Here is a 26,275-nt window from a genome sequence, read left to right on the forward strand (position 1 = left end):
ACAATCCGATTCACGATGAACCCATGCCGCTGCTCGAACATCTGATCGAGCTGCGTCGCCGTCTGATCTGGTCCGCCGTCACCTTCGCCATAGCCTTTGCGGTCTGCTACCATTATGCGCAGGACATCTACCTGTTCCTTGCCCGTCCGCTTGGCGACATCATGCGGCAAAAGGGCGAACAGCCGCACCTGATCTACACGGCGCTGTATGAGGCGTTCTTCACCTATATCCGTGTGGCGGCGTTTGGGGCCGCGTTCATTTCCTTCCCGATGATCTCCACGCAGCTCTGGATGTTCATCGCGCCCGGCCTGTATCGCTCGGAAAAACGCGCCTTCGCGCCGTTTCTGATCGCAACGCCAATCCTGTTCCTGATGGGCGCGGCGCTGGCCTACTATTTCATCTTTCCGATGGCGTGGAAGTTCTTTCTGTCCTTCCAGACCAGCGGCGGTGCGGACGGTCTCCAGATCGAACTTCAGGCCAAGGTGTCCGAGTATCTGACGCTGGTGATGAAACTCATCATGGCGTTCGGCATTGCGTTCGAGCTGCCCGTGGCGCTGACCCTGCTGGCGATGGTCGGCATTGTCACCTCCGACCAGCTCAGAAAATTCCGGCGTTACGCCATCGTCGGCGCGTTTGTCGCCGCCGCCATCCTGACGCCGCCGGACGTGATCACCCAGACAGGCCTCGCAGTGCCGCTGGTTATCCTTTACGAAATTTCCATTATCTCGGCGCGACTTGTTGAGCCGAAAAAGCCCTCCGTAACGGAAGAGGGCGAGACTGAAGAGAAAGAGGTTTCCTGATGCACGACCTTCGCGCCCTGCGCGCCGATCCCGCCGGTTTTGACGCCGATCTGGCCCGTCGCGGTATGGAGCCTGTGTCGGAGAAGGTCATGACGCTCGACGAGGAGCGTCGCGCTGCCCAGACGGCTCTTCAGGAAAAGCAGACACGCCGGAACGCGCTGGCCAAGGAAATCGGCGTCCTCAAACGTAACAAGGGCGACAGTGCTGTGCTTGAAGCAGAAGCCGTGCGTCTGCGTGAAGACATGGAAGCGCTGGAAATGCGCGCCCAGTCACTCGACGCCGAGGTGAAGGCCGTTCTGGAAGTGCTGCCCAACCGTCTGGACGCCTCCGTGCCGCCCGGTCCGGACGAGACGGCCAACGTGCAGGTCAAGCAGTGGGGCGAGCCGAAGACGTTCTCCTTCACGCCGAAGCAGCATTTCGAACTCGGCGAGGCCATGCAGCAGAACGGCCAGCCACAGATGGACTTCGCTACGGCCACCAAACTGTCCGGCGCGCGCTTTGTCCTGCTGCGCGGTGGCGTCGCCCGTCTGGAGCGGGCGCTGGGGCAGTTCATGCTCGATCAGCATGTGAACGAGCACGGCTATACCGAGACCCATGTGCCGGTGCTGGTCAATGAAGCCGCGATGTATGGCACGGACAAGCTGCCGAAATTCGCCGACCAGTCCTTCCACACCGAAGACGATCGCTGGCTGGTGCCGACCGCCGAAGTGCCCCTGACGGCCTCTGTGATGGGCGATATTCTCGACGCAGCGCAGTTGCCGATCCGCATGACAGCGCTTTCGCTCTGCTTCCGTTCGGAGGCCGGGTCTGCCGGACGCGACGTGCGCGGGATGCTCCGCCAGCACCAGTTCGAGAAGGTGGAGATGGTCTCCGTCACCACCCCGGACGAGAGCGAGGCCGAGCATGAGCGCATGACGCTGTGCGCCGAGAAGATCCTTGAGCTTCTGGAAATTCCCTATCGTCGTATGTTGCTCAGCGCCGGTGACACGGGCTTTGGCGCGGCCAAGACCTTCGATCTGGAAGCGTGGATTCCGGGGCAGCAGGCATGGCGCGAGATTTCATCCTGCTCGAACACCAGGGACTTTCAGGCACGTCGCATGAACGCCCGTTACCGTGCGCCGGACCAGAAAGCGCCCGTCTTCGTTCACACGCTGAACGGGTCAGGTCTTGCAGTCGGGCGCACGCTGATCGCAGTCATGGAGAACTGGCAGAATGAAGACGGTAGCATCACCGTGCCGCCAGTTCTGCGGCCTTACATGGGCGGGATTGAACGGCTGGTCTGAATAATTGGAAGTTATCCAGTGGAGTTGTAATCACGACTTTTGTGCCTAATTTTCCTATCCAGTGGGGTTTCAGGGGCTCTGCCCCTAACCCCGCCAAAGGCTCGCCTTTGGAAACCATTAAGTGGGCTCAAGGGGCCTGCGGTCTCTTGCGGGCGCGGGCAGAGCCCGCATAAATCCATTCTTCTCTATCCTTCCATCGCCCTGATCTTGCGATGCAGCGTTGACCGGCTGATTCCCAGCAGCCGTGCCGCCGGGGCTACCTTGCCGCCAGACATGGCCAGAGCGCCTTCAATCACTGCCCGCTCGGCTTCCTGAAAATCCGGCACGCCGCGCCCGCGTGTACCGAGGTCGAAACAGACATTGCTATCAGCATCACCAAGCTTGAGCATCTGACGGGCCGCGAAAGTCGCTCCCACGACAACGCGAGCCTCATCCAGCGCCACCATCGGCAGCGAGATGTCGTTGCTTTCACCCAGCAGCACGACGGTGTGGGAACCGTAGGCGTGCAGAAAGCTCCGACGCTCGATACGCCGGGCCGCATCCACCAGCACCGCTTCCATCATGATGGCGATACGACCTTCCGGGTCAGGACGCGTGGAACTGACGTTCAGGGCTCCGGCCACGCGCCCGTCCGGTCCGTAAAAGGGTACGGCAGAACAGGCCAGATAGCGCAGGCTGAGCAGCCAGTGCTGGTCCATGTGCACCGTGACGGGCCTGTTTTCTACAAGACAGGTGCCGATACCATTGGTTCCCACCTGCTTTTCCGACCAGCTAGCGCCGGGCCACAGATGCCAGCGCCGGTTTCCCTTTTCCTGTAGAGAGTCGCCCCGACGGGTAAGGATGATGCCGTTCGGGTCCGCAAGCAGCACGGTATAATCCAGCGTGGAGACAATGCCGTGCAGCCGGTCGACCTCCGGCTCTGTCGTCTTCATGAGCGGTCCCATACGGGCGCAGGCCTGCCTGAGTTCCGCACCGCAAAGCAGTTCAATGCATCCCTCACCCGTTGGAGGAATGGCGTAATGCGAGGCGCACCGCGTCCAGGAAGCCCGAAGCGCTGCGGGAATCATCGCCAGGCGGTCGGGAGTGACCAGTATGGTTTCGCTCATGGCCTTCACACTCCCTGCGGATGATGCATTCCCGTTGAACTCTGTCGCGATAACGCGACAGTCTCTTTCTAACCTCGTCACGTACGTGTGACCAGCTTCAAAGCCCCCCTTACCCCAGACGCAGCAACACCTCTTTGCTTGCTTCCAGACGGCACGCATGGACACACGCCGCACAAGAATAAATAAAAACGAGGAATATCATGCAGATTTCAAGAGATATCCTGACACGATCCTATCGTGCAATGCGTACGATTCGTGATTTCGAGGAACGGCTGCATGTCGAATTCGCCACCGGGGAAATTCCGGGCTTCGTCCATCTCTACTGTGGAGAGGAAGCCTCCGGTGTAGGCGTCTGCGCCCATCTTTCCGACACGGACACCATCGCCAGCACGCATCGCGGACACGGCCACTGTATTGCAAAAGGCGTTGCCGTAGACGGGATGATGGCCGAAATCTATGGCCGCCAGACAGGTGTCTGTCGCGGCAAGGGTGGCTCCATGCATATCGCAGATCTGTCGCTCGGCATGCTGGGCGCTAACGGCATCGTGGGAGGCGGACCGCCCCTGATCTGCGGCGCGGCGCTCTCTCATAAACTCCTGAAAGATAACGGTGTTGCCGTCGCTTTTTATGGTGATGGGGCCTCCAATGAAGGCAGCACGCTGGAAAGCCTCAACCTCGCCACCGTATGGCAGCTTCCGGCGGTCTTTGTCGTGGAAGACAATGGTTACGGCGAGGCGACAGGTGCTTCCTATGCCTGCGCCGGAACGCAGAAAGACCGGGCGGCAGGCTTCGGCATGCCCTATTTCGAGTGTGACGGCACCGATTTCTTCGCTGTTTACGAAACTGCCGGTGAAGCCATCGCCCATGCACGCTCCGGCAAGGGACCGGCGATGCTGCATGTGCATCTTTCCCGCTGGTATGGCCACTTTGAAGGCGACGCGATGACCTACAGGGCAGAGGGCGAAGTTGCGAGAGAACGGGCCGAGCACGACTGTCTTGTCAATTTCAGAAAGCACGTCACGGAAATCAGCCTGCTTGAAGCCTCGGCGCTGGATGACATTGATGCTGCGGTGAAAAGCGAAATCGACGCAGCCGTTGCCGCCGCCAAGGTCGCCCCTCTTCCGGAAGAAGCTGATCTTATGAGGGATGTTTACGTCTCCTACTGATCTCTCTTGCACAATCAAGGATAATAAAAATGAGCAGGAAAAGCTTTCGTCAGGCCATCAATGAAGCTCTGCGGCAGGAAATGCGTCGCGATCCCCGCGTGATCCTCATGGGTGAGGATGTTGCAGGCGGACGCGGCGGCACATCCGGCGTGAAAGATGCGTGGGGCGGCGTTCTGGGTGTCACCAAGGGCCTGCTGACGGAATTTGGGGAAGACCGCGTTCTGGACACGCCGATCACCGAAGCCTCCTATATCGGAGCGGCGGCAGGAGCCGCGGCGACCGGCCTCCGTCCTGTTGCGGAACTGATGTTTGTTGATTTTATCGGCTGCTGTCTTGATCAGATCATGAATCAGGCTGCCAAGTTCCGCTACATGTTCGGCGGCAAGGCACGCACCCCGCTCGTCATCCGGGCCATGTATGGCGCGGGCTTCAATGCCGCCGCACAGCACAGTCAGGCGCTCTACCCGCTCTTCACCCATATCCCGGGCCTGAAGGTGGTCGTACCATCTTCTCCCTATGAAGCGAAAGGCCTGCTCATCGAAGCCATCCGCGATGATGATCCTGTGATCTTTCTTGAAAACAAGGTCATGTATGACGATGAGGAAGATGTACCTGATGAGCCGTATACCATCCCGTTCGGTGAAGCCAACCTGACACGTGAGGGAGATGACGTCACGATTGTCGCTTTCGGACGCATGGTCAATCTCGCCAATCAGGCTGCTGACCGTCTGGAAAAGGATGGCATTTCCTGCACAGTCATTGATCCACGCACAACTTCACCGCTGGATACAGGAACAATCCTCGACTGCGTGGCTGACACAGGTCGTCTTGTGATTGTTGATGAGTCCAGCCCACGCTGCAATCTGGCGACCGATGTCGCTGCGCTGGTCGCGGAAGAAGCATTTGATGCCCTCAAGGCACCGATCCGGCGCGTTGTGCCTCCGCACACACCGGTTCCTTTCGCTACGGTTCTTGAAAATCTTTATATGCCCAGCGTGGAAAAAATTGAAGCGGCCGTTCGTTCCGTTGCGGCCTATCGCGTGAAAGAGGAGGCCTGATTTATGAGTGGTACCATCACACCGATCACCATGCCGAAATTTGGCCTAGCCATGACCGAAGGCAAACTGGCAAGCTGGAGCCTTCCTGTCGGCAAGGAAGTCAAGGCGGGAGATGAAATCGCTGATATAGAAACAAGCAAGATTACAAACGGCTATGAAAGTCCTGCTGCAGGCATTCTCCGTCGGCAGGTCGCGCCGGAAGGTGAAATGCTGCCTGTCGGTGCACTGATTGGCGTTCTGGCGGATGCCGACGTTTCCGACGCCGAGATCGACGCCTTCATTCAGAATTTCAACGACAATTTCTCTTCAGGAGAAACGGAAGATAAAAACAGCGACGCAACTGCGCGCAAAATAGTGGACGTTGGCGATCTCAAAATTTCCGTACAGGAAAGTGGAAATAGAGAGACAGGAAGTAGCGTTCTTCTCATTCATGGTTTTGGTGGTGATGTCAGCAACTGGATGCTGACACAGTCGGCTCTGGCATCCTCACATCATGTGATCGCTTTCGATCTCCCCGGACATGGTGAGTCCACAAAACAGGTGGGAGATGGCACTCCCACAGGATTTGCAAAAACTGTTGAAGACCTGATCAAGGCATTGGATCTGTCTGAGGCACATGTCGTCGGGCATTCCCTCGGCGGCGCGATAGCGCTGGAACTGGCGAAATCCGCACCCAATCTGGTGAAAAGTCTGATCCTGATTGCACCGGCCGGGCTGGGTCAGGATATCAATATGAACTTTATCAATGGCTTCATTGATGCAGACAGACGAAAAACACTTGAACCTGTCCTGCAATATCTTGTGCATGACAAGAGTCTGATTTCCCGACAGATGGTGGAAGGGATCATTCGTTATAAACGACTGGACGGTGTGGTCAGCGGTTTGAAAACCATTGCCTCCGCCAATTTCCCTGATGGAAAACAGGCTGTTTCACTCAGATCTGTTCTGGAAACATTTGATAAACCCGTCCAGATTCTGTGGGGAGAACAGGACGAGATTTTGTCTACAAAAGATGCTGATGGACTTCCTGCCACCATTGGTGTGACGCGTTTTCCCGAGACCGGTCATATGCCGCAACTCGAGCAGGCTGCCGCAGTGAACAAAAAAATCAGCCAGTTTATCGAATAGCTGATCTTTCGCACGATGCGGTAATAGCTGCATCGTGCGTTTTCACGGTATTTCTCCCAAACCGGTTTTGTGGAGCCTGTCTGTTTTCGAAATTTCTGTAAGTTCATGAAACTCTACAGAACACTCAAAAAATCACTTCTGAAAATCAAAGAAAAGTTTTGGTGAAGCTTTTTCAAAAGCTTCAGAAGCCAGACCTTTCTAAAAACTCATCAAATCATTTTTTGCATATACCACTCACAACAATGCGAGAGAGGTTTATCGCAACCATTCCCGCGAACGCCCGTTCTCCTCATGACCACGTAACATTTCACTGGAGAATTTCATGGCGATAACCATCCCTCCCCAAAGTCAGGATCATCAACCCGGCGTTGAAGGCAAAATGAAGCCTTTAGCCATCCATATCCGTCCTGATTACAAGGGCAGCGGGAAACTGAACGGCAAAAAGGCGCTTATAACGGGCGGTGACAGCGGCATCGGACGAGCGGCGGCGCTGCATTTTGCGCGTGAAGGCGCTGATGTTGCCATTGTTTATCTGGAAGAACATGAAGACGCCAAGGAAACGGCTCGGCTGATCGAGGCAGAAGGACGCAAGGTCGTTCTTATCCCCGGCGATGTCTCCTCCAGCACATTCTGTAATGAAGCCGTCGAGAAAACCGTTTCCCAACTGGGTGGTCTTGATGTCCTCGTCAACAATGCGGGCGTGCAGTATGTCAGCAATGACCTGACCGACATTACCGATGAGGTCTGGCAGCGGCACATGGATGTCAACATCAACGGTTATTTCTATATGACCCGCGCCGCCCTGAAGCACCTGAAAGCAGGCGCGTCGATTATCTCCACATCTTCGATCAATGCCTTTGCCGGCAATAAGTCTCTGGTGGCCTACACCACCACCAAGGCTGCGGAAATGGGCTTCACAAGAGCGCTGGCCCTTCAACTCGCCGAAAAGAAAATCCGCGTGAACGCCGTAGCGCCGGGTCCAATCTGGACGCCATTACAACCTGCAAGTTGGGGGCCTGTCGATCCGCAGGCTGTCGCCGATATGGGCAAGAGCACACCGATGGGACGTATTGGCGAGCCAAGCGAAATGGGGCCTGCCTATGTCTATCTGGCCTCGGAAGATTCCTCTTACGTCACCGGCCAGACGCTCCACGTCAACGGGGGCATGATCATCAATGGTTGAGATGCTGCCATCCCTGATGGTGCCCACGTCAAGCTGGCTCCGTCGCTCCGTGCATCGCCGCTGGCTGGATCATCAAGGATTGCGGCTCCTCGATTTTTCAAAACCCTCCCACATCAAACTCGGTTTCGGCCCGCTCGATGCGAAAGGAAATCTCAGTCCCGATGCTCAGGCGGACACCATTCTCACGGCCCGGATGACACATTCCTATGCGATTGCCGCCATGCGGGGCGTGCCGGGATGCCTGCCTCTGGCCGAGCACGGCGTCGCAGCTCTCCGCGACGGACTGAAGGACAAGCTTCACGGCGGCTGGTTCACCGCCCCTCCGGAAATCCTGAAGACTGCTCAGGAGAAACGGAAAGAAAACTATCTTCACGCCTTTATCGCGCTGGCGGCGTCCTCGGCGCATGTCGCTGGTGTGGCTGGCGCCAGCGCGCTTCTCAAGGATGCTCCGCATATCTGGGAAACCCATTTCTGGAGTGAGGAAGAGGGTGTTTTTCGGGAAAGCTTCGCCGCCGACTGGTCAGATGAAGAAAACTACCGCGGCGCAAACTCCAACATGCACTCGGTGGAAGCCTGCATGGCGCTGGCCGATGTGCTCGACGCCCCTGTCTGGCGAATCCGCGCTCTCCGGAGCGCCGAGCGATTCATCCATCATTTCGCACGTGAAAACGGCTATGCAGTTCCGGAACATTTCGACCGTAACTGGAAACGCCTTGATGACTTTAACCGCGACAAACCAACGGATGACCTGCGTCCTTTCGGCATGACGCCGGGACATTTTGTGGAGTGGTCTCACCTTCTGCTCAAGCTGGAAGCTGCCCTGTTGCGTCAGGATGGACACGCGCCTTACTGGCTGCTGACCGATGCAATCGGCCTGTTCAACGCCGGCATGAAAGCCGGTTGGTCACGCAGCGGGACAGGCGGGCTGCTCTATACTGTTGATTTCCAGCTTGAGCCGGTCGTGCAGAACAAGCCGCACTGGTGTCAGGCTGAAGCGCTCACGGCGGCAGCCGCCCTGCTGAAACGAACGGGTCATGCCCCCTATGAGACGTGGTACCAGAAAATATGGGATTTCATTGATCTGCACATGATCGATCGGAAACTGGGAGGCTGGATTCAGGAGCTGGATGCAGACAATCATCCGTCTGAAGTCGTGTATCCCGGCAAGGCCGATCTCTATCATGCCTGGCAGGCGACATTGAATCCGCTTCTGCCGCTGTCACCCAGTTTCGCAACGGCCATTTCGGAACTGGATGGCTGAGTGTCTCTTTGTTGATGCGATCGTTTAGGGGCTTTGCCCCGTACCCCACAAAGGGACACAGTCCCTTTGATCCCATTTTTTTAAAATAAATAGGGATGAAGGGATCTGTGATCCCTTCCGGATGCAGGGCAGAGCCCAGTTTATACTCTTCAGTAAGGCAGCCAGTTCTTGTCGCCGCTTTCCTTGCACGCCTTGTCACCAACACTCATGCGGGCGGCCTTCAACGTATTCCGCAGCAGGCAGGCGATGGTCATCGGTCCCACGCCACCCGGAACCGGCGTGATGCGCCCGGCAATCGGCGCAACCTCGTCAAAGTCTACATCGCCGACCAGTCTGGTCTTGCCGCCTTCCGTGGGGATGCGGGTGATCCCGACATCGATAACGGTCGCGCCGGGCTTCACCCAACCCTTCTTCACCAGCCCTCTTTTACCTGTCGCGACAACCAGAATATCCGCCGTGCGGGACATCGCCGCAGGATCAACCGTGTCAATGTGGCAGATGGAAACCGTGCAGCCCTCATTGAGCAGCAGCAGCGCCATCGGCTTGCCGACCAGATTGGACGCACCGATGACGGTTGCGTTCAGTCCACGCAGATCACCCAACTCGGATTTCAACAGCATCAGGCAGCCGAGCGGCGTGCACGGAATAATCCCCGGCAAACCGGTCATCAGACGACCCGCATTGACCTCCCCGAGGCCATCGACGTCCTTGTTCGGCGCAATGGCGTTCGTGACGCGGAAGGGGTCGATATGCTTCGGCAGCGGCAACTGCACGAGGATGCCGTGAATTTCCGGATCCTCATTCAGACGCTCGATCAGATGCAGCAGAGATGCTTCCGATGTCGTCTCGGGCAACATGTGCATGAAGGAACGCATGCCCACGCGATGCGTCTCCAGCGCCTTGTTTCGCACATAGACTTCGCTCGCGGGATCATTGCCGACCAGCACCACAGCCAGACCCGGTGTCACACCATGCTTCTCGTGAAAGGCCCGAACCTCCTCCGCCGTCCGCTGGCGCAGGTTTTTCGCGAAAGCCTTGCCGTCGATCAGTCTGGCGCCTGCTCCGACGTTTTCCGGGGAACCGCTGGCTGTTTCTGACGCTGTCTTTTCGGACATTGGGCTTGGCCTTCCATGGGTGCTAGAATGGGCAGGTCGTATCAAAAGGCAGGAGGCGACATGGAACAGGCCGCTCAGACACCGCCGCTCAGTGACACGTTACCGGATGACGACACTGGATCGCAGCGTATACGCACGAACTTCATGAGCGACAATGTGGGACCGGTCTGTCCTGAGATTCTGGCCGCCATCGCGGCTGCGAATACAGGCGATGCGCCTGCTCATGGCGATGACGCCTGGACCGCCCGCCTCGAAGCCAGCGTCTCCGAAGTCTTTGAAGCCGAAGCCCGGGTTTTCCCTGTCGCAACAGGCACGGCAGCCAACGGCCTCGCTCTCGCGGCCCTGACACCGCCCTGGGGCGCGATCCTGTGCGATGAGAGCTCCCATATCTTTCGCAGGGAATGCGGTGCGCCGGAATTCTTCACCAGCGGGGCCAAGCTATGCCCGATTCCGTCGGCTGAAGGACGAATGCACACGGGACTCCTGTCCCGCACCATCGCCGATCTTCAGGCCGGTGGCCGACGACTGAGCCGCCCGACGGCCCTCTCCCTCTCCCTCTCACAGGCCACGGAGTGGGGGACCGTCTATACGATCGAGCAGCTTGTCGAGTTGACGTCGCTTGCTCATGACGCGGGTATGGGCGTGCATATGGATGGTGCCCGTTTCGGCAATGCTCTGGCGCATCTGGGTTGCGCGCCAGCGGATGCGACTTGGCGCGCAGGGGTCGATATTCTCTCGCTCGGCGCGACCAAAAGTGGTGCCCTTGCCGCCGAGATGGTGGTGATCTTCAATACAACGCTGGCTGAAGACATGGAGCGCCGCATCAAGCGCGCCGGTCATCTCTGGTCCAAGCAGCGCTTCATCAGCGCACAGATTCTGGCGTGGCTGGAGAATGATCTGTGGCTGCACAACGCCCGGCAGGCCAACGAAATGGCCGGGCGTCTGGCGCGCGGTCTGCTGCGTCATCCGGGTGCGACTCTGCCGTTCGACACGCAGGCGAACGAGGTCTTCGCCATCATGCCTGAACTTCTGGTGCAGGGGCTTGAGGCGGCCGGCTATATCTTCCTTCGCAGGACTGCGCCTCCAGGTGTGGAAGGCACGCTGGTCCGCTTTGTCATGTCTTACGACACGCAGCCCGCTGATATTGATGCGCTGCTTGAAGCATTGGCGTCGATAGAGTAGGAAATTTGAAGGGCTTCGCTGTTTTTCAGGGCTTTGCCCCGAACCCCACAAAGGGAGGCAGTCCCTTTGAACCCGATTTGTTAAAATAAACTGGGGTGAAGGGGAGAACCCGCTCAGGTTCCTGTTTTAAAAGCCTTGAGCAGAGAAATTTTATCAATCCACGTTTTTTAATAGATGCTTACCTGCTTAAACCAGAACCCTGCACGCTAAATCAGCAATAAAAACAATAAAAATTTTTGGGTGCCGCCTTTTTTTCCAAAAAGACGGTGTTCTTTTAGGCTTAAAAAAACTTCACCAAAAAAATCCTCTTGTAATTTACAGGAGACTTCAGAAACGAGCCAGACGCTCCGCTATGAGATCATAAGCAGCATCAACATCACACGTCCTGAGAAACAGCACGTTTTTCGGTAAATTGCTGATCCCCCACCAGTCTACGACCGTCATGCCCATTGTCAGCTCGCTGCCAGTCTCCACCCGCACATTGACCTGCCGTCCACGATAAAGATCCGGCTTCAGAAGCCAGAGCACAGTATTCGGATCATGCAGCGGCCCACCATCCGTACCGTATTTGTTGGCCTCAAAACGTTTCTCGAACCTTAGCCAGTCGGCAACGACCGGACCAACACGATTGGGAATGGCCGCAAGACGCGCCATACGAGCCGCGCTCGTGTGCAGAGTATGCGTCACATCCAGCGGCAGCATGGTAATGGGAATACCGGATTCCAGCACAATGGCGGCGGCATGGGGATCGACATAAATATTGAATTCTGCGCTGGGCGTAATATTGCCGACCTCCGAAAAGGCACCCGACATCGTGACAATCCGTCCGATCCGCGTCCGCAACGCGGGCTCGCGTGACAGGGCAAGCGCAAGATTGGTCATGGGACCGATCGCGCAGATCGTGATCGCCCCGACCGGGTTTTCCATGACGGAGCGAATGAGGAAATCGACTGCATGCTCGGAAGAAGCCATCGTCACCGGGTCAGGAAGGTCCGCTCCTTCAAAACCCGTCCGGCCATGCACATGCGTGGCGTTGACGGGCGCACGCAGGAGCGGCCGTTCTGCTCCACGACACACCGGAATATCAGGTCGACCGCCGAGTTCCATTGTCTTCAGAGCGTTGATTGTCGCCTGATCAACATCGACATTTCCCGAGACCGTGGTGACGCCAAGCAACTCGATCTCGGGACTGGCGAGGGCGAGGAGAATTGTCAGGGCGTCATCCTGTCCCGGATCTGTGTCGATGATGATTTTCAACGCCTGTTCTCCTCGTATGCCTTGTTCCGACCCCGGCAACGCGCGATCACTCCGGTAACAGAGCAAACAAAGTCTGGTTTCTGCAAGTGATCCCTTCAGCAGACAGCCAGAGGCTTTCCCTGTGAAACGAAGAGTTGTCCTTCTTCCTTACAGTCACATGAAAGGAACAAATAAAACCTTTCAGACACAACATGCTGTAGAACACAGAAATCATGATTACATTCTCACGTTTCCTCTCCCTGTCTTTCATCACCGGTTCCCTCTGGGTCTTTGCAGGGAACCCGGCGCAGGCTGCTCCAGCGCCAACACTTGACGAAGCAGCGCTCTACACCCAATCGGTTCTGGCGAAAGTTGGGGCCGAGCGCTTCACCGCTCCCGATTTTCATCCGGGCATTGTCCGTCATATGGTGATGTTTCGTTTTCGTCCGGAAGTGACTGCAACCTTGCGAAATGAGGTCACAAAAAGATTTCTCGCTCTCGCCAGTCAGTCTCATCGTCCAGACGGAAAGCCTGTGGTGGTTTCTATTGAAGCAGGCCCACAGAATAGCGGTGAAAATGTCGATCTTGGCCTTCAGGAAGGCTATCTGGTGACTTTCCGCTCGGAAGGCGACCGGAATTTCTATGTCGGACGCCCCGTCGTGACGGACAGCAGATATTTCGACCCGGCGCATGACGCGTTCAAAGCCTTTGCCGGACCTTATCTGGAAAAAGTCGTGGTGTTCGACTTTCCGGTCACGGTCACCAGTCAGCCATAAAGAAATTACTGATGAAGCTTTTTCCAAAAAGCTTCTGAGAACATCGCCTTTTTGAAAAAAGGCGATGCCCAAAAACTTTTATCTGTTGTTATGCTCACGCCACGCCCAGACGAATTGTGAGCTTCAGATTCAGGCGACAGGCGGAATGAGTGGCTGCGGCACTTCATCCTCGCTCCAGTCTCCCGCCTGCCATTCAGCCCGCAGATGCTCAGCGTGAGCCGACAGCGTGCCGTCTACAATCGCCGCACGGATGCCGCGCATCAGCCGCTGATAGTAGGCAAGGTTGTGCCATGTCAGCAGCATCGGTCCGAGAATTTCGTCAGCACGGAACAGATGATGCAGGTAGGCGCGGGAATGGCGCGTGCAGGCGAGGCAGTCGCAGTGCGGTGACAGCGGTCGGGCATCAAGCGCAAAACGTGCGTTACGCAGATTGATGTGACCGCGCTCTGTATAAGCGCGAGCAGTCCGCCCGGCACGGGTGGGCATCACGCAGTCGAACATGTCCACGCCACGCATCACGCTGCCCAGCAGGTCATCCGGTGTGCCGACACCCATCAGATAACGTGGCTTGTCATTCGGCATGAGCGGCGTTGTCACGTCGAGCGTGGAGAACATCAGTTCCTGCCCCTCGCCCACCGCAAGGCCGCCGATGGCGTAACCCTCAAAGCCAATATCCGTCAGCGCCTTCACGCTCTCGGCGCGCAGTTCCGGCTCCGTGCCACCCTGCACAATGCCGAACTGGCCGTAACCTTCCCGCTGGATGAACGCCTCACGCGAACGGGCTGCCCAGCGCATCGACATCCGCATGGAAGCGGCGATGGCCTCCGGTGCTGCGGGAAGAGCCGGACACTCGTCGAAGCACATGGTGATGGTCGCATCGAGAGCGTGCTGGATGTCGGTCGAGCGTTGCGGGTCAAGGCGATGTTTCGAGCCGTCGATATGCGACTGGAACGTCACGCCGTCCTGATCGAGCTTGCGCAGTGCGCCAAGCGACATGACCTGAAACCCGCCGGAATCCGTCAGGATCGGGCCGGACCAGTCCATGAATTTGTGCAGCCCACCGAGTTGTTTCACCCGCTCCGCACCGGGGCGCAGCATCAGGTGATAGGTGTTGCCCAGCACGATCCCTGCCCCTGTCGAGCGTACGGCGTCCATGGTCATGGCCTTCACCGTGCCAGCCGTGCCGACGGGCATGAAGGTCGGTGTCTGGACCGGGCCGTGCGCCGTGTGCAGCGTGCCGGCACGGGCCAGTCCGTCAGTGGACTCGCAGATCCAGCGGAAAGTGCTGCTCATGAGGAAAAGCCTTTTGCTGTGAAAGAGATATGGAGCGCTGCCCCATACCCCGGCAGGAAGCCCGGCTTCCTGCACCTCGTTTTGCTAAAAATGGTTTCCAAAGGCGAGCCTTTGGTGGGGTGCGGGGCAAAGCCCCGATAGGGAAAGGTCTCTGCCTTTAACCAGCCAAAGGCGGTGCCTTTGGAAACATCTTGCTGAATCATGATACTTCTGCACGCCTAAGCAGACAGGCATCACCGTAAGAATAGAAACGGTAGCCGTCGCGGACCGCGTGCTCATACGCCGCCTTCATCCGCTCCGTGCCTGCAAAAGCGCAAACCAGCATGAACAGTGTCGAGCGCGGCAAATGGAAGTTGGTCATCAGCATATCGACCGCGCGGAACTTGAAGCCGGGATGAATGAAAATCGAGGTATCGCCATCGAATGGCATCACGCGCCCGTCTTCCGTTACCGAGCTTTCCAGCAGCCGCAAAGTGGTCGTCCCGACCGCAACGATCCGACCGCCCTGTTCCTTCACAGCGTTGATCCGGTCCGCTGTTTTCTGCGTGATGATGCCGCGCTCGGCATGCATGTGATGGCCGGACAATGTCTCGGCACGCACTGGCAGAAACGTGCCTGCACCCACGTGCAGAGTCAGCGTCTCACGTCCAACACCAGCCTCGTCGATACGACGCAATAAGTCGGGCGTGAAATGCAATCCGGCCGTAGGAGCCGCGACCGCGCCACGATGCTCGGCGAAAATGGTGCGGTAATCGCTCTGGTCCTCGGCAGTGGGGCCTTGCGGGCGGGCGATATAGGGAGGCAGCGCCAGCGCCCCGGCGGTTTGAAGGAATGCATCGAATGCGTCGCCTTCCGCACTGAAACGCAGTGTGGCACCGCCCTGCCCGTCGAGCGTGGCCACCTCCGCCGTATCGTCCGTGCCGGGAAAGGTCAGCGTGTCACCGAGCTTGAGGCGCTTGGCGTTGCGGATCAGTGCGCTCCACGTGCCATCTGCCTGATGCTGATCAAGCGTAACGCCGATTTTTGCTTCACCACGGCGGGCATGAAGCTGCGCCGGGATGACCGCTGTGTCGTTCGCCACCAACAGATCGCCTGCCCGCAACAGGCCCGGCAGATCGGTCACATGCCGGTCGATAAACGGTGCCTTAGGATCGGCAGGCACATCCAGCAGGCGGGCGCTCTCACGCGGTCGCGCAGGATGCTGCGCAATCGAACTCTCGGGAAGATGAAAATCGAAATCGGCGGTACGGTCGTCCATAGGGCCAGCGTTTACGGAATTTGGCGGTTCTGTGCCAGTCATCATGAGAAAAATGATGCTGTTCATCGTCCCAGAATGTTCAGGAAGTGGAGTACGTGCATTGGAGCGCAGTCACGAGCTCTTCCAGTAATTTCTGAGAAACAATCACATTTCAATTTTGATCGCACAGACTTCAACTAGCCATCTGGAAAGCTTCGAATCCAAGATTCCTCTTGTGCTTGTTCTTATTTTGTTCCAAATAGGAACAAACGCGAACAAATCCTTAACAAGACGTTTTTGCCAGATCACTACGATTTTCTCGCAGGGACGCCTTGATAAGAACAGATTACGGAACATATGCGGAACAGGGATAATTCCCCATGCCGCACATTGCGGGAAGGGTCAGGCTTGTGACAGACTCGTCAATCAGTGCGGTTTTTACACCTGACGAACCATCATTGTTCGCTCTCATGGGCGGAACAACAGGTGGAAACGGGTTTCGAGGAATGGACATGGACAAGACGAAGGCCCTTGAAGGGGCGCTGAGCCAGATTGAGCGTGCTTTCGGCAAAGGGTCGATCATGCGCCTCGGACAGCGTCCGAAAGAAGAAGCCGATGCGATCTCAACCGGGTCGCTCGGTCTTGATATCGCGCTTGGCATCGGCGGCATGCCGCGCGGTCGTATTGTCGAGATTTATGGGCCGGAAAGCTCGGGCAAGACGACGCTGGCGCTGCACATCATTGCCGAAGCCCAGAAAAAGGGCGGCACCTGCGCCTTTATTGACGCCGAGCACGCGCTTGATCCTGGCTACGCCCGCAAGCTGGGCGTTGATGTGGACAATCTGCTGATCAGTCAGCCGGATGCCGGTGAACAGGCGCTGGAAATCGCGGACACACTCGTCCGTTCCGGCGCTGTTGACGTGCTGGTGGTGGACAGTGTCGCGGCCCTTGTTCCGCGCGCAGAACTGGAAGGCGATATGGGCGACAGCCATGTCGGTCTTCATGCCCGTCTGATGAGTCAGGCGCTGCGTAAGCTGACTGGCACGGTCTCACGTTCCAACACGCTGCTGGTGTTCCTGAACCAGATCCGTCTGAAGATCGGCGTGATGTTCGGCAATCCGGAGACGACGACAGGCGGTAACGCCCTGAAGTTCTACGCCTCCGTGCGTCTGGATATCCGTCGGATCGGGTCCATCAAGGACAAGGATGAGGTTGTCGGTAACCAGACCCGCGTGAAAGTGGTCAAGAACAAGATGGCTCCTCCGTTCCGGCAGGTGGAATTCGACATCATGTATGGCGAAGGCATCAGCAAGATGGGCGAGCTGATCGATCTTGGCGTGAAGGCCGGCGTGGTCGAAAAGTCGGGAGCGTGGTTCTCCTATGACAGCCAGCGGGTTGGTCAGGGCCGTGAAAACGCCAAGAACTTCCTGCGCGAGCATCCGGAGATGGCTCATGCCATCGAGCATCGTATTCGCGAGCAGGCCGGTGTGGTTGCCGAAGCCATGATGGACGGCCCGGACGAGGGCGAAGAGCACTAATCTTGCGAAAGGTTTCTCCCTGATGTCAGAAGAATATTTTGACATCAGGAATATTTTTTACAGCCTGATGCGACTGGTTGGCAAAAAAGCATCAGGGCGTGTCGTCAGTTAAGCCTGAGCATCCAGAAGCGGCTCTCTCTGCCCGGGAGTAAGGGAAAGAGCCACAGCCTTTCCTGTGGCATCGACGGTGACGTTGATCGTCGTGGTCAGTTCGCGTCCTTTTTTTACGGGCACTCGTGCTGTCGAGCATCATGTATTCATTGTCATGATCGGCGATCAGATGCCGGAAAACCTGCCCGATGACACCGTTTACGCACCAGTGGCGTAACCGCCGGTGGATGGATGCTCTTCCAGTCACCGAACAGGCAGGCAGCCGCGTCAGGGAATGCCAGCGCGATGGGGTGATACAGCACAGCCTCTACAAACAGACGGCTGTCCGATGCTGTTCCTCCGACATGATCTTCACGACCAGGGAGAAAGTCCTTTATCCGCTCGCACTGGCTGTCGCTCAGTCCATACCGGCGTATTCCCATCGCTCCCTGAAGACAGGGAGAAAACGTCACAGATCAAATGGAAGTACAAGCGTCTTTCAACCGTGTGCTCACTGACGATGCAATCTGGGTCGTATCTAATATCTCATTGATGAGTGTTGGCGGATTCTGCGCGGTGTTCCGCTCCCCATGCGGCCAGTATGAATACCACTTTTTCCAGCTTTTTCCCTGATGATGTTAATGCATATTTACGGTTTTTGCCGTCTGGCTCTGATTTGTGCCGTGTGATGGTGCCATTAACCTCCAGCTCGCGCAATTCGCGAGAGAGCATGCGAGGCGAAATGGTCGCTAAAAGCCGTTCAATATCCGCGAAGCCCTTGGGTCCGCTCAACAACGTGCAGACAATCGCCAACTTCCACTTGCCGCTGACAACTGCCAGGGCATCACGGATCGCCAGAACGAAGGCCTTTTTGCACAGGTCGTGATTTTCCGGCTCAATTTCCATTTGATGTTTCATTTTGCCCTCTGCCGAACTGGAGTCTGAACTATACAGGTTGATAGTGCTTTAGCGCTTCAATCCCTTTAAGTACTCGCAATGTGATCGGGGGTTGTGATGATACTGATTGGTGGTTCGACTGGCCAACTGGGTAGCGCTGTTGTGGCCCAATTAGCGAAACAGGGAGCAAAAGGTAATTTTGCCGTCCTTGCTCGCAATGCGGAGAAAGCCAAGGAATATTTCAACCAAGGGATCGAGGTCCGTCTGGCGGATTACGACTACCCTGACAGCTTGTCTGCCGCTTTAGACGGAATAGAACGTTTTCTTTTCATTTCCACCATGTCGCAGAATCGTGGCCCCCAACAGAAGGCAGTGGTCGATGCCGCTCATGCCGCGGGCGTCAAGCATATCGTCTATACTGGGCATGCAATCAAAAATATCGACACATCAGCAGTCCGTGAGCTGATGAAGAGCCATTTTGAGACAGAGGACCATATCCGGGCTTCGGGTATGGAATGGACCTTCCTGCGCAACACCATGTATGCGGAAGCCATTCCCGAAATTGTAGGTCGGGATGCGGTAAGCAGTGGAATCTCGGTGCCGGGCGGGACAGGGCGGGTGCCTTACGCTCTACGCTCTGAAATGGGTGAAGCAACAGCGAACCTGCTGCTAAATGATGGTCACACTGGGAAGACTTACAATATCACCGGCAATGACAATCTGAGTTATGACGATCTTGTACAGATATTGTCACGATTGACTGGAAGACAGCTGGAATATCGAAATATTTCAGAACAACAATTCAGTGACGCCTTACAGGCGGCTGGAATGCCTGATTTTCCAATCTGGCTTACGCTAAACACGCTACGAGACATCAAGTCCGGGCAATATGATCTCCGGTCGCGGGATCTTGAAACACTTCTCGGACGCCCTCCAGCATCAGGTGAGAAGATGTTGAACGAGGTGTTCAGTATCGCTCATTAACACCACCAAGAGTGGACGAAGTTAGCAATTTTTGGGCTTGGGATGTCCCCCTGCCCTCCGCAATAGAAAAGAAGAGGTTGTCATGAACACTTCTCCCCGTGCTGTCGTAGAGAGCATGTTTGCCGCTTTCGAAGCCAAAGACCTTGCCGCCGCACTTGTCACCGTTTCGACAGACACACTCTGGATCCATCATGGTACACAGAAGATGCCGTCCGTACGGTTTGAAGGCAAACATGGTGCGGAGCAATTTTTCCAGACCAGCTTCAACACCATGAAGATAGATTATTTCCGTCCGCTGGCTTTTATCGAGCAGGGCGACAAGGTCGTTGTACTCGGTGAGGAAAGTTATACTATGGACGGAATCGATGGCAAGCTCACTAACAAATGGGTTCAGGTCTACACAGTCACCAATGGTTTGATCAGCAAGATGGAGGAGTTCGCCACTTCAGCGGATCCCGCGTCTTACATAATTGTCAAATAACAACGTACATAGCTCTACTTTGTCAGTAAATTTCAAGAGAGATAGAAGGATCTCTTGTTGCCTGATCGCAGCTTCGTGGACGAACAATTACGTTTTTGCGGCTATACGCAACTGATCAAGTAAGCATCATCCTACGGCTGCCGTGTCCACGTTGCGACAGGACAATCAACCTCCTATTGGGCTCTTGGACTTGTCCTGTGAAATACGGGCGCTGTATGCGACAAAAATGGCAGTCAGGAGTGACGTGTTCTCCGAAAACACGGCCACTTTGAATTGGAATTTTCCACTTATGTTCCTGTAGGCGGGATGCAGGCCGTGATGTCCCGTCCTGAGAAAGACTGCCTGATCCGTTCCATCTGGCGCCCAGACAGAAAAAACCCGTCACTCACAGCCTCACCTCCATCGGTAAGTCTGTGAATCACAACAATACGCTCAGTTCTCCGTTCAATGAATTCACCGGTCCTGAGCCAAGAGGTCTCTGCCGCGCCGATATATATTTACCTTATCCCGAAAGAGTGGCTCCCTGCCTTTTCTGACCATGAAGGGACAGGGATCGTCGGACCTCTCTGCAGACCATTACTGGCAGTATGGAGAGATAGGGTAAAACATGATGCTGATTTGCCAGCTTACTGACGACGCGCCCTGATCTCATATACGCTGATGCCAACAATCAAACCAAACAGAAACAGATAGCTTGAGACGTGACCGGGTATGATCGCGGTAAGGGCGGGAGCCGGACAAATCCCGGAAAGCCCCCAACCAACCCCGAACAGAGCGCTGCCAATAACAAGATTCCTGTCGATATGTCTGGCGGTTGGCATATGAAAGCTGACGTCCAGAACAGGTTTTTTCATTTTTCTTTGAAGAAGAACCGCCAGTGCGGCAAGACCTGTCGCACCCATCAGGACAAAACACAACGAAGGATCCCATTGGCCCGTGACGTCCAGAAATCCCTGCACGCGTTGGGGATCAAGCATGCCGCTGAAGCAAAGTCCCAGGCCGAACAGGAGCGCGCTTGCAAAAGTGGCAGCCAGATAAAAAATCATGATCTATTTCCAAAGCGTCAGTCGTAAAATCGCTACGGTTATCATGCCGGAAAGCAGAAAGACCGGAACGGCCACGAAAGAGCGGGGCGAAAGGCGGCCAAGCCCCAGAATACCATGTCCGCTGGTGCAACCGCCTCCCAGACGTGCTCCATATCCGGCGAGTATGCCGGCAGGAAAAAAAACGAACCATGGAACCTGAAAATGCATTTTCGGCCAGTGGTCGGTCAGAAGAGTGTAAACCAGAGGCGCGACGATGAGACCGGCCAGAAAGGCTCCGCACGCGACGCGCCTGTGTCCGACGAGAAAACCAGCCAGAATGCCACTCACCCCGGCGATCCGTCCGTTGAGCAACAGCAAAGCCGATGCTCCGAGGCCAATAAGTATGCCGCCCAAAAAACTCTGGAGATAGGAGCTGGTCATAATTTTCCTTCTTACCAAGAGCATCTTGATGAGACTCTTTTCCATGCAACCTGAAAGGGATATATTTTGAAACTGCCTTATAATGACCGGAAACCAGCTTGTTGATATTCACCGGGTTCCGGCAATCCGGTTATGATTAAATAAGAACAATAACTCGTTTTCTGTCAGGAACGAGGTAACTGATGCAACGCCCTTACAAGCACATCTACATCCTCAAATGTGTTGTAGAGACCGAAAGACGCCCTGACCGTTTCCTCCACTCCAAACCGTCGTAGTGACGGCTGGGCGCAATGATGTCCCGAACGGGCTGCGATGCCTTGCCGGTCGAGATGTCGCGCCACGTCTCCAGCCGTGTGTCCGTCGATCACGAAAGACACGACACTCGCCTTGCGCGCTGCCTGCCCTATGATCCTGAGGCCCCGGATTTCAGCAAGCTGGGGGGTCACGTATTCCAACAGTGCGTGTTCATGCGCGGCAATGGCGGAGAGCCCCAAGGACTGGAGATAGTCCACTGCGGCGCCCAGACCAACAGCTCCTGAGATATCAGGTGTTCCTGCCTCAAATTTTTCTGGAAGCCCCTGAAATTCAGTATGTTCGAACGTTACATCACGGATCATGTGCCCTCCCCCTTGCCAGGGCGGCATCGCGTCGAGTAGCGCCCGCTTGCCATAGAGAATGCCAATGCCGGTCGGACCGTAAATCTTGTGACCCGACAGAACCAGAAAGTCCGCATCCAGAGCTGTCACATCAATCGGCAGATGGGGCGATGACTGCGCTGCATCGACCAGCACGAGGATTCCCCTCGCATGGGCCAGAGCGATGATCTCTTCCACAGGATTGATCGTGCCAAGGGCATTGGCGACGTGTGTCACGGAAACGATCTTTGTTCTGGATGTAAGAAGTTTTTCAAAATCCTCCAAAATGATTTCGCCGCGGTCATTGACTGGCGCAGCCTTCAGTTCCGCACCGGTTTTCCGGGCGAGCAGCTGCCAGGGCACAATATTGGCATGATGTTCGATGGTAGAAACAACGATACGATCGCCTGCCCCGATATTTGCTGCGCCGTAGCTCTGGGCCACGAGGTTGATTGCTTCGGTCGTGCCCCGCAGAAAGACGATCTCGGCGGCTTCCTTCGCTCCGATGAAGCGACGCAGTTTCTCACGGGCTCCCTCGAACGCATCGGTGGCTCTGGCCGCAAGGGTATGGGCCCCTCGATGAATATTGGAATTGTCCCTTTCATAGAAGGATGAAATCGCATTGATGACAGACAAGGGCTTCTGTGTCGTCGCTGCGTTGTCCAGCCACACCAGCTGGTGTCCGTTCACACGCTGGTTCAAGATAGGAAAATCCTGTCGGGCGCTGACCGGATCGTAGCCTTGTGAAAGAGCAGCTGTGAAGCGACCTGGCACGTCGGATGAAAGATGCTCAAGAAAATAGGGACGCCCCCCATAGCCCGACGTTGGGTCGCGGAAAGCGCCTGTCAGCCACTCGGTCCCGCCCGTGTAAGGAGAAGCGCTGCCATACGATGAAATCAGGCGCCCCTCCAGTTTGGACGGGGTCTCAGGAGAAACCGGAGCGTGCGACCAGACAGGCTCGAAGGAAGAAGCGTCATTTCCGGTGGCAAATCCGGTGGGACTTGTCTCAGGGACGGATTTTTCTTCCCGCAATACGTCGCGAAAGGCACGGGAGACAAGGGCGTTTACCGCGCTCTCCTCCTCACCCTCAAAGATATCAGGTGTAGTCATGATAGTTTCCGACCAGCACGTTATCGAGGCGAGCAATTGCGTCTTCGACAAGGATGGCTGCCGAGAAATAACGCGTAATCAGATGTGACGCGACCGAATACTGGTCTGTGCCGCTGTAGCGCACGGACAGACCGGGCTCCACTTCACCGGTAATGCCGGTATTGTGAAGGCCGACCACGCCCTGTTCTTCCGCGCCGGTACGCAGCAGCAGAATGGAAGTTTCGCCCGCGTCGGAAACAGGGATTTTGTCCGATGGTACCAGCGGCAGTCCACGCCAGGTCAGGAACGGTGATCCGAAAAGCGTAATGGTCGCGGGCGGCACACCCCGTCGGGTCGCTTCCCGTCCAAAGGCGGCGATCGCACGGGGATGCGCCACGAAGAAAGCAGGACGTTTCCACACGCGCGAAATCAGTTCGTCCAGATCGTCAGGCGTTGGGGGACCACTGCGGGTCGGAACACGCTGGGCTGGCGAGGTTTCATTGAGCAGGCCGAATTCGGGATTGTTGAGCAATTCCCATTCTTCACGCTCACGGATCACGTCAATGACTATACGCACCTGTTCACGAAGCTGATCAAATTCGTTGCTGTACAAATCAGTGATGCGGGTGTGCGTGCGCAGGACCGTCTGCAACGTGTGTAGGTAATATTCACGCGGATTAGGCTGATAGTCCACGAAAGCTGTCGGAAGACGCTGTTCACCATCCACACTTTCCAGTGCCTCGATCGCGGCTTCGCCATAGGTGTTGATGCGCTGTCCGTTTACCTCTCGCAGAGGCGTGGATAATTTCTTGCCCAGCCACGCAAACCGGCTTTCCGCCGTGCGTGGAAGAACCAGCACCACGCTATCAGTCAGAGCCTTCAGTTTTCCTTCCTTCGTCAGCAGACTATACTGCCCCGCGCCTATCAGAGCACGACGCACAGACTTGCCGCCCGAACCATGAACCAGCTCTTCCACGCCGCCTGACGCTACGACCAGAAATATCGCTTTACCGGGGAGTTCCTCACCCGCTTTCACGACATGCGTTTCGAAAGCGCTTGCCAGATCGACAAGATCCTTGTGTTCGACGTCAGTCAGAGCCGGTACGGCAAAAAAACCTTCAGGTGTCAGCGTTGTTTTCTTGCCCTCACCCGAGAAGATGAATCCGTTGAACTGCGGCGCAAGAATGCGACGACGATTCACACGGAAAACACCGCCGCCAACGTTTACCCACGGCAGCAGACGATGAAGCCAGCGAGGCGTGTGGGCGAGATTCTGGATACGCGTGACATGCGCGGTTGAGAGCTGACGGGCGGACAGATTGCGGTCAAGTGCTGTAGGTCCGTTATAGGAAACTGCAGGGGAAGTGGTCATAATTTTCTCTCTGTCTGATAACTCGAAAAGAGGAGTATCTTTGAATTTTCAATGGGAGTTGAGAAAACTTCAGGATGTGGAAGACAGGACGGAGACATTTCGACATCGCGGATATGTAATACCGGTCTCCAATGGCTCACCTGTTTTTTCTCTCATTGGCTTTCCTCGTTTTTTCTTCAGTTTAGCGCCACCGATGGAAACAAGTTCCGAAGCCATGCCGGAAATTTTTTCGCTTATTCCGATCTGATATGATTCAAAAAGCATTTTCCTAGATCACCCAGTTTAGAGACGGGAGAGTCTGAAGAGACGACAAATCCGCATGAGGTTTTCCAATCGCATGTGCCGGATTGCCGACGACCGTAGTGAACGGAGAAAACAGGTGCAGAATGATTGCATCGGCGTCTGCACCTCTACGCGCCACATTCTGAAGCAGAGCGACATCATCCTCGGTCACGGCAGTTTCTCCCGCAAAAATGCCACCGATGCGCGCACCGGAATGGATATCGACCGCACAAATTTCAGAAGCGTATCCCTGAAGATATCAGGCCAGTGATTTCGACCGCCTGCCCATAGCCAGTGCGTCACTCGATGGTTTTGGCAGGTTCAGAGCGCCAATCAATGACCCAATTGATACCTCAATCCCAATTACGTGCGCCTGCTTCTGGCGCAACGTTCGATCGGACATCGACTCTCACGGATTTTGAAGCGTAACATAGGTTTAGATTACCTCGTTGTTTCCGAACAATATAGAAACAGCTTTATTTATTCAGGGTAGGTAGAGGACCGCAAGGCCGTCAACCTCTATAACAGATACTGTTTGGTAAAATGCATTAATCTTAAACATAACGAATTTTAATATAACACCCTTGTGATGAGCTGATTTAAGGCTTTTTGGCGACGATTTCTGGTTACATGACGACTCTTCGTTTTGTTATTGTTTTGGATCACACATGGGCAGGTAGCCTGCATTCCCCTGAGTGGTGCCGACGCAGAGAGTGCTGACCGCACGATCTTGGGCCTATGCAGAATAAGCAACCCGTCTTTGCGTTCGGGGCGCGATACCGCAAGCTCAGATTTAGAAAAACTGTCGAAAAAATAATCGATCTTTGATAAGATATTCTATCGATCCATTGGAGAGATAGTTCAGCGCCCAGATCATCACTATTCTGAACATCAGCACCGGATCAAACGATGGGTGTTCGCTTTTACGACCATACTCCAATCAGGGTCGACGGACCTTGGATATTTAGTCCCGTGATTTGATGGACTGGATTGATGATGAATTTTTCTGGTTCTGACGACCAAGTCCTGCAGATGTATTCATAAGGTACGAGGCCCCTGAGGGTCTTTGAGCCTTCGTCCGAAATTATAGGCGGCCATGAAATCCTTGAGATGTGTCCCCAACGGGTCATGACTGTCGTAACGGAACAGTTGCTTCCCTGATCGTGCGGTTCATCCGCTCGACCTGCCCATTGGTTCGGAGGATTGGACTTTGTCTGACGATGCCCGATCCCGCGGGCCTCGCAGATCATGTTGAAACGCATGGTGCGTGACCATGCCATGACCCAAACGGTGACCAGTGGTCCTGTCAGCAGAAATCATTCCCGCATTATGTTTTTTCGGATTTCTTCCATGCAATACGGTGCAGCAGGCTGGAATCAACCTCAAAACTGTTAGACTACCAATCCCATTTTCATTTCTGACGATGCGAATGACTTTAAATTATCAATCACCCTGCTATCTGATTACTACCTCGAAGCTGATGATCGACCTGCCTTTCAAAATGCTCTGACATCTTCCCTGCCAAGCATCATCACAAGCGGCGACCTGAGCCTTGTCAAACAGGATCAGGTTTCACTCTATAGTTTTGAAAAAGAGCAGAACCTCGATCGCTCTGCT

Annotated in this window: 24 protein-coding genes and 2 pseudogenes; 12 read left to right on the forward strand and 14 right to left on the reverse strand. The window is 55.6% G+C overall.

The window, feature by feature from the left end:
• Window positions 1-23 precede the first annotated feature (23 nt).
• Both tatC and serS read left to right on the forward strand, forming a co-directional pair.
• Window positions 24-800: a twin-arginine translocase subunit TatC gene (gene tatC / locus EMQ_RS10090; protein WP_048874172.1), complete on the forward strand. Its 777-nt coding sequence runs from the start codon at window positions 24-26 to the stop codon at window positions 798-800.
• Entirely contained in the window at window positions 800-2,083 is a 1,284-nt protein-coding gene (gene serS, locus EMQ_RS10095) for a serine--tRNA ligase (RefSeq protein ID WP_010668524.1), read from the forward strand. Before tatC ends, serS begins: the two co-directional genes overlap by 1 nt.
• Window positions 2,084-2,268: 185 nt before the next feature.
• Here the strand turns inward: serS and EMQ_RS10100 are convergent, their stop codons facing one another.
• Window positions 2,269-3,189, reverse strand: coding sequence for a helix-turn-helix domain-containing protein (locus EMQ_RS10100; RefSeq protein ID WP_018308061.1), 921 nt, complete (start codon window positions 3,187-3,189; stop codon window positions 2,269-2,271).
• 200 nt (window positions 3,190-3,389) lie between these two features.
• On the opposite strand from EMQ_RS10100, the gene EMQ_RS10105 reads away from it, so the two are divergent.
• The 5 genes from EMQ_RS10105 to EMQ_RS10125 all read left to right on the forward strand — a co-directional run bounded on the left by EMQ_RS10105 (window position 3,390) and on the right by EMQ_RS10125 (window position 8,985).
• The gene (locus EMQ_RS10105; protein ID WP_010666184.1) at window positions 3,390-4,355 is read left to right on the forward strand and encodes a thiamine pyrophosphate-dependent dehydrogenase E1 component subunit alpha; all 966 of its coding nucleotides are present in this window, start codon (window positions 3,390-3,392) and stop codon (window positions 4,353-4,355) included.
• Between the two features lie 29 nt (window positions 4,356-4,384).
• Window positions 4,385-5,413 (forward strand): alpha-ketoacid dehydrogenase subunit beta, encoded by a 1,029-nt coding sequence (locus EMQ_RS10110; protein ID WP_010666185.1) that lies wholly within the window; start codon window positions 4,385-4,387, stop codon window positions 5,411-5,413.
• A 3-nt stretch (window positions 5,414-5,416) separates the two neighbouring features.
• Window positions 5,417-6,541: an acetoin dehydrogenase dihydrolipoyllysine-residue acetyltransferase subunit gene (locus EMQ_RS10115; RefSeq protein ID WP_010666186.1), complete on the forward strand. Its 1,125-nt coding sequence runs from the start codon at window positions 5,417-5,419 to the stop codon at window positions 6,539-6,541.
• Window positions 6,542-6,863: 322 nt separating this feature from the next.
• Complete coding sequence (locus EMQ_RS10120) at window positions 6,864-7,724, forward strand: glucose 1-dehydrogenase (protein ID WP_010668578.1); 861 nt, start codon at window positions 6,864-6,866, stop codon at window positions 7,722-7,724.
• Window positions 7,717-8,985, forward strand: a complete 1,269-nt coding sequence (locus EMQ_RS10125) for an AGE family epimerase/isomerase (protein WP_018308059.1) — start codon at window positions 7,717-7,719, stop codon at window positions 8,983-8,985. Before EMQ_RS10120 ends, EMQ_RS10125 begins: the two co-directional genes overlap by 8 nt.
• A gap of 149 nt (window positions 8,986-9,134) precedes the next feature.
• Here EMQ_RS10125 and folD read toward each other — a convergent pair whose 3' ends face one another.
• Window positions 9,135-10,100: a bifunctional methylenetetrahydrofolate dehydrogenase/methenyltetrahydrofolate cyclohydrolase FolD gene (gene folD, locus EMQ_RS10130; RefSeq protein ID WP_010669003.1), complete on the reverse strand. Its 966-nt coding sequence runs from the start codon at window positions 10,098-10,100 to the stop codon at window positions 9,135-9,137.
• Between the two features lie 60 nt (window positions 10,101-10,160).
• On the opposite strand from folD, the gene EMQ_RS10135 reads away from it, so the two are divergent.
• Window positions 10,161-11,282 (forward strand): threonine aldolase family protein, encoded by a 1,122-nt coding sequence (locus EMQ_RS10135; RefSeq protein ID WP_010669004.1) that lies wholly within the window; start codon window positions 10,161-10,163, stop codon window positions 11,280-11,282.
• A 327-nt stretch (window positions 11,283-11,609) separates the two neighbouring features.
• On the opposite strand, the gene EMQ_RS10140 is transcribed toward EMQ_RS10135, so the two are convergent.
• Window positions 11,610-12,539: a nucleoside hydrolase gene (locus tag EMQ_RS10140; RefSeq protein ID WP_010669135.1), complete on the reverse strand. Its 930-nt coding sequence runs from the start codon at window positions 12,537-12,539 to the stop codon at window positions 11,610-11,612.
• A 212-nt stretch (window positions 12,540-12,751) separates the two neighbouring features.
• Between EMQ_RS10140 and EMQ_RS10145 the strand changes: the two genes are divergently transcribed.
• Complete coding sequence (locus EMQ_RS10145) at window positions 12,752-13,294, forward strand: Dabb family protein (RefSeq protein WP_018308057.1); 543 nt, start codon at window positions 12,752-12,754, stop codon at window positions 13,292-13,294.
• Between the two features lie 129 nt (window positions 13,295-13,423).
• On the opposite strand, the gene tgt is transcribed toward EMQ_RS10145, so the two are convergent.
• From tgt to queA, 3 genes are read right to left on the reverse strand one after another with little or no spacing between them, the layout of a single operon-like run.
• A complete protein-coding gene (tgt, locus tag EMQ_RS10150) occupies window positions 13,424-14,587 on the reverse strand; it encodes a tRNA guanosine(34) transglycosylase Tgt (RefSeq protein ID WP_018308056.1) in 1,164 nt (387 codons plus the stop codon).
• Window positions 14,584-14,790 carry a hypothetical protein gene (locus EMQ_RS10155; protein ID WP_018308055.1) on the reverse strand — a complete coding sequence of 69 codons (207 nt, stop codon included), beginning with the start codon at window positions 14,788-14,790 and terminating at the stop codon, window positions 14,584-14,586. Before EMQ_RS10155 ends, tgt begins: the two co-directional genes overlap by 4 nt.
• Complete coding sequence (gene queA / locus EMQ_RS10160; protein WP_026200094.1) at window positions 14,787-15,845, reverse strand: tRNA preQ1(34) S-adenosylmethionine ribosyltransferase-isomerase QueA; 1,059 nt, start codon at window positions 15,843-15,845, stop codon at window positions 14,787-14,789. Before queA ends, EMQ_RS10155 begins: the two co-directional genes overlap by 4 nt.
• A gap of 491 nt (window positions 15,846-16,336) precedes the next feature.
• Here queA and recA point away from each other — a divergent pair, with 491 nt between their 5' ends.
• On the forward strand, window positions 16,337-17,362 hold the full coding sequence (gene recA, locus EMQ_RS10165) for a recombinase RecA (protein ID WP_026200093.1): 1,026 nt from the start codon (window positions 16,337-16,339) through the stop codon (window positions 17,360-17,362).
• Between the two features lie 117 nt (window positions 17,363-17,479).
• Here the strand turns inward: recA and EMQ_RS10170 are convergent.
• Window positions 17,480-17,889: pseudogene (locus EMQ_RS10170) on the reverse strand (IS5/IS1182 family transposase); the annotation flags it as partial.
• 109 nt (window positions 17,890-17,998) lie between these two features.
• Entirely contained in the window at window positions 17,999-18,370 is a 372-nt protein-coding gene (locus tag EMQ_RS10175; RefSeq protein WP_232091785.1) for a winged helix-turn-helix transcriptional regulator, read from the reverse strand.
• A 96-nt stretch (window positions 18,371-18,466) separates the two neighbouring features.
• Between EMQ_RS10175 and EMQ_RS10180 the strand changes: the two genes are divergently transcribed.
• Window positions 18,467-19,333, forward strand: coding sequence for an SDR family oxidoreductase (locus EMQ_RS10180; RefSeq protein WP_010667580.1), 867 nt, complete (start codon window positions 18,467-18,469; stop codon window positions 19,331-19,333).
• An 82-nt stretch (window positions 19,334-19,415) separates the two neighbouring features.
• A complete protein-coding gene (locus EMQ_RS10185; protein ID WP_010667579.1) occupies window positions 19,416-19,814 on the forward strand; it encodes a nuclear transport factor 2 family protein in 399 nt (132 codons plus the stop codon).
• Between the two features lie 626 nt (window positions 19,815-20,440).
• On the opposite strand, the gene EMQ_RS10190 is transcribed toward EMQ_RS10185, so the two are convergent.
• The 6 genes and pseudogenes from EMQ_RS10190 to EMQ_RS17175 all read right to left on the reverse strand — a co-directional run.
• Window positions 20,441-20,860 carry a YeeE/YedE family protein gene (locus tag EMQ_RS10190; protein WP_010668851.1) on the reverse strand — a complete coding sequence of 140 codons (420 nt, stop codon included), beginning with the start codon at window positions 20,858-20,860 and terminating at the stop codon, window positions 20,441-20,443.
• A 3-nt stretch (window positions 20,861-20,863) separates the two neighbouring features.
• On the reverse strand, window positions 20,864-21,280 hold the full coding sequence (locus tag EMQ_RS10195) for a YeeE/YedE family protein (protein WP_018308052.1): 417 nt from the start codon (window positions 21,278-21,280) through the stop codon (window positions 20,864-20,866).
• Window positions 21,281-21,444: 164 nt separating this feature from the next.
• Window positions 21,445-23,025, reverse strand: a complete 1,581-nt coding sequence (locus EMQ_RS10200; protein ID WP_010667752.1) for a cysteine desulfurase — start codon at window positions 23,023-23,025, stop codon at window positions 21,445-21,447.
• Window positions 23,012-24,376 (reverse strand): family 2B encapsulin nanocompartment shell protein, encoded by a 1,365-nt coding sequence (locus tag EMQ_RS10205; RefSeq protein ID WP_010667751.1) that lies wholly within the window; start codon window positions 24,374-24,376, stop codon window positions 23,012-23,014. The genes EMQ_RS10200 and EMQ_RS10205 overlap by 14 nt, the downstream gene beginning before the upstream one ends.
• Window positions 24,377-24,644: 268 nt before the next feature.
• Window positions 24,645-24,830: a hypothetical protein gene (locus EMQ_RS10210; protein WP_010667749.1), complete on the reverse strand. Its 186-nt coding sequence runs from the start codon at window positions 24,828-24,830 to the stop codon at window positions 24,645-24,647.
• A gap of 751 nt (window positions 24,831-25,581) precedes the next feature.
• Window positions 25,582-25,887, reverse strand: a pseudogene (locus EMQ_RS17175) (hypothetical protein); the annotation flags it as partial.
• Window positions 25,888-26,275 lie beyond the last annotated feature (388 nt).

The sequence above is a fragment of the Acetobacter aceti NBRC 14818 genome (assembly GCF_000193495.2).
GTDB classification, from domain to species: domain Bacteria; phylum Pseudomonadota; class Alphaproteobacteria; order Acetobacterales; family Acetobacteraceae; genus Acetobacter; species Acetobacter aceti.

Excerpts from the sequence above, each read along its gene's own strand:
- tatC (WP_048874172.1), top strand. The coding sequence starts at position 24 with ATGCCGCTGCTCGAACATCTGATCGAGCTGCGTCGCCGTCTGATCTGG.
- serS (WP_010668524.1), top strand. The coding sequence starts at position 800 with ATGCACGACCTTCGCGCCCTGCGCGCCGATCCCGCCGGTTTTGACGCC.
- EMQ_RS10100 (WP_018308061.1), bottom strand. The coding sequence starts at position 3,189 with ATGAGCGAAACCATACTGGTCACTCCCGACCGCCTGGCGATGATTCCC.
- EMQ_RS10105 (WP_010666184.1), top strand. The coding sequence starts at position 3,390 with ATGCAGATTTCAAGAGATATCCTGACACGATCCTATCGTGCAATGCGT.
- EMQ_RS10110 (WP_010666185.1), top strand. The coding sequence starts at position 4,385 with ATGAGCAGGAAAAGCTTTCGTCAGGCCATCAATGAAGCTCTGCGGCAG.
- EMQ_RS10115 (WP_010666186.1), top strand. The coding sequence starts at position 5,417 with ATGAGTGGTACCATCACACCGATCACCATGCCGAAATTTGGCCTAGCC.
- EMQ_RS10120 (WP_010668578.1), top strand. The coding sequence starts at position 6,864 with ATGGCGATAACCATCCCTCCCCAAAGTCAGGATCATCAACCCGGCGTT.
- EMQ_RS10125 (WP_018308059.1), top strand. The coding sequence starts at position 7,717 with ATGGTTGAGATGCTGCCATCCCTGATGGTGCCCACGTCAAGCTGGCTC.
- folD (WP_010669003.1), bottom strand. The coding sequence starts at position 10,100 with ATGTCCGAAAAGACAGCGTCAGAAACAGCCAGCGGTTCCCCGGAAAAC.
- EMQ_RS10135 (WP_010669004.1), top strand. The coding sequence starts at position 10,161 with ATGGAACAGGCCGCTCAGACACCGCCGCTCAGTGACACGTTACCGGAT.
- EMQ_RS10145 (WP_018308057.1), top strand. The coding sequence starts at position 12,752 with ATGATTACATTCTCACGTTTCCTCTCCCTGTCTTTCATCACCGGTTCC.
- tgt (WP_018308056.1), bottom strand. The coding sequence starts at position 14,587 with ATGAGCAGCACTTTCCGCTGGATCTGCGAGTCCACTGACGGACTGGCC.
- EMQ_RS10155 (WP_018308055.1), bottom strand. The coding sequence starts at position 14,790 with ATGATTCAGCAAGATGTTTCCAAAGGCACCGCCTTTGGCTGGTTAAAG.
- queA (WP_026200094.1), bottom strand. The coding sequence starts at position 15,845 with ATGGACGACCGTACCGCCGATTTCGATTTTCATCTTCCCGAGAGTTCG.
- recA (WP_026200093.1), top strand. The coding sequence starts at position 16,337 with ATGGACAAGACGAAGGCCCTTGAAGGGGCGCTGAGCCAGATTGAGCGT.
- EMQ_RS10175 (WP_232091785.1), bottom strand. The coding sequence starts at position 18,370 with ATGAAACATCAAATGGAAATTGAGCCGGAAAATCACGACCTGTGCAAA.
- EMQ_RS10180 (WP_010667580.1), top strand. The coding sequence starts at position 18,467 with ATGATACTGATTGGTGGTTCGACTGGCCAACTGGGTAGCGCTGTTGTG.
- EMQ_RS10185 (WP_010667579.1), top strand. The coding sequence starts at position 19,416 with ATGAACACTTCTCCCCGTGCTGTCGTAGAGAGCATGTTTGCCGCTTTC.
- EMQ_RS10190 (WP_010668851.1), bottom strand. The coding sequence starts at position 20,860 with ATGATTTTTTATCTGGCTGCCACTTTTGCAAGCGCGCTCCTGTTCGGC.
- EMQ_RS10195 (WP_018308052.1), bottom strand. The coding sequence starts at position 21,280 with ATGACCAGCTCCTATCTCCAGAGTTTTTTGGGCGGCATACTTATTGGC.
- EMQ_RS10200 (WP_010667752.1), bottom strand. The coding sequence starts at position 23,025 with ATGACTACACCTGATATCTTTGAGGGTGAGGAGGAGAGCGCGGTAAAC.
- EMQ_RS10205 (WP_010667751.1), bottom strand. The coding sequence starts at position 24,376 with ATGACCACTTCCCCTGCAGTTTCCTATAACGGACCTACAGCACTTGAC.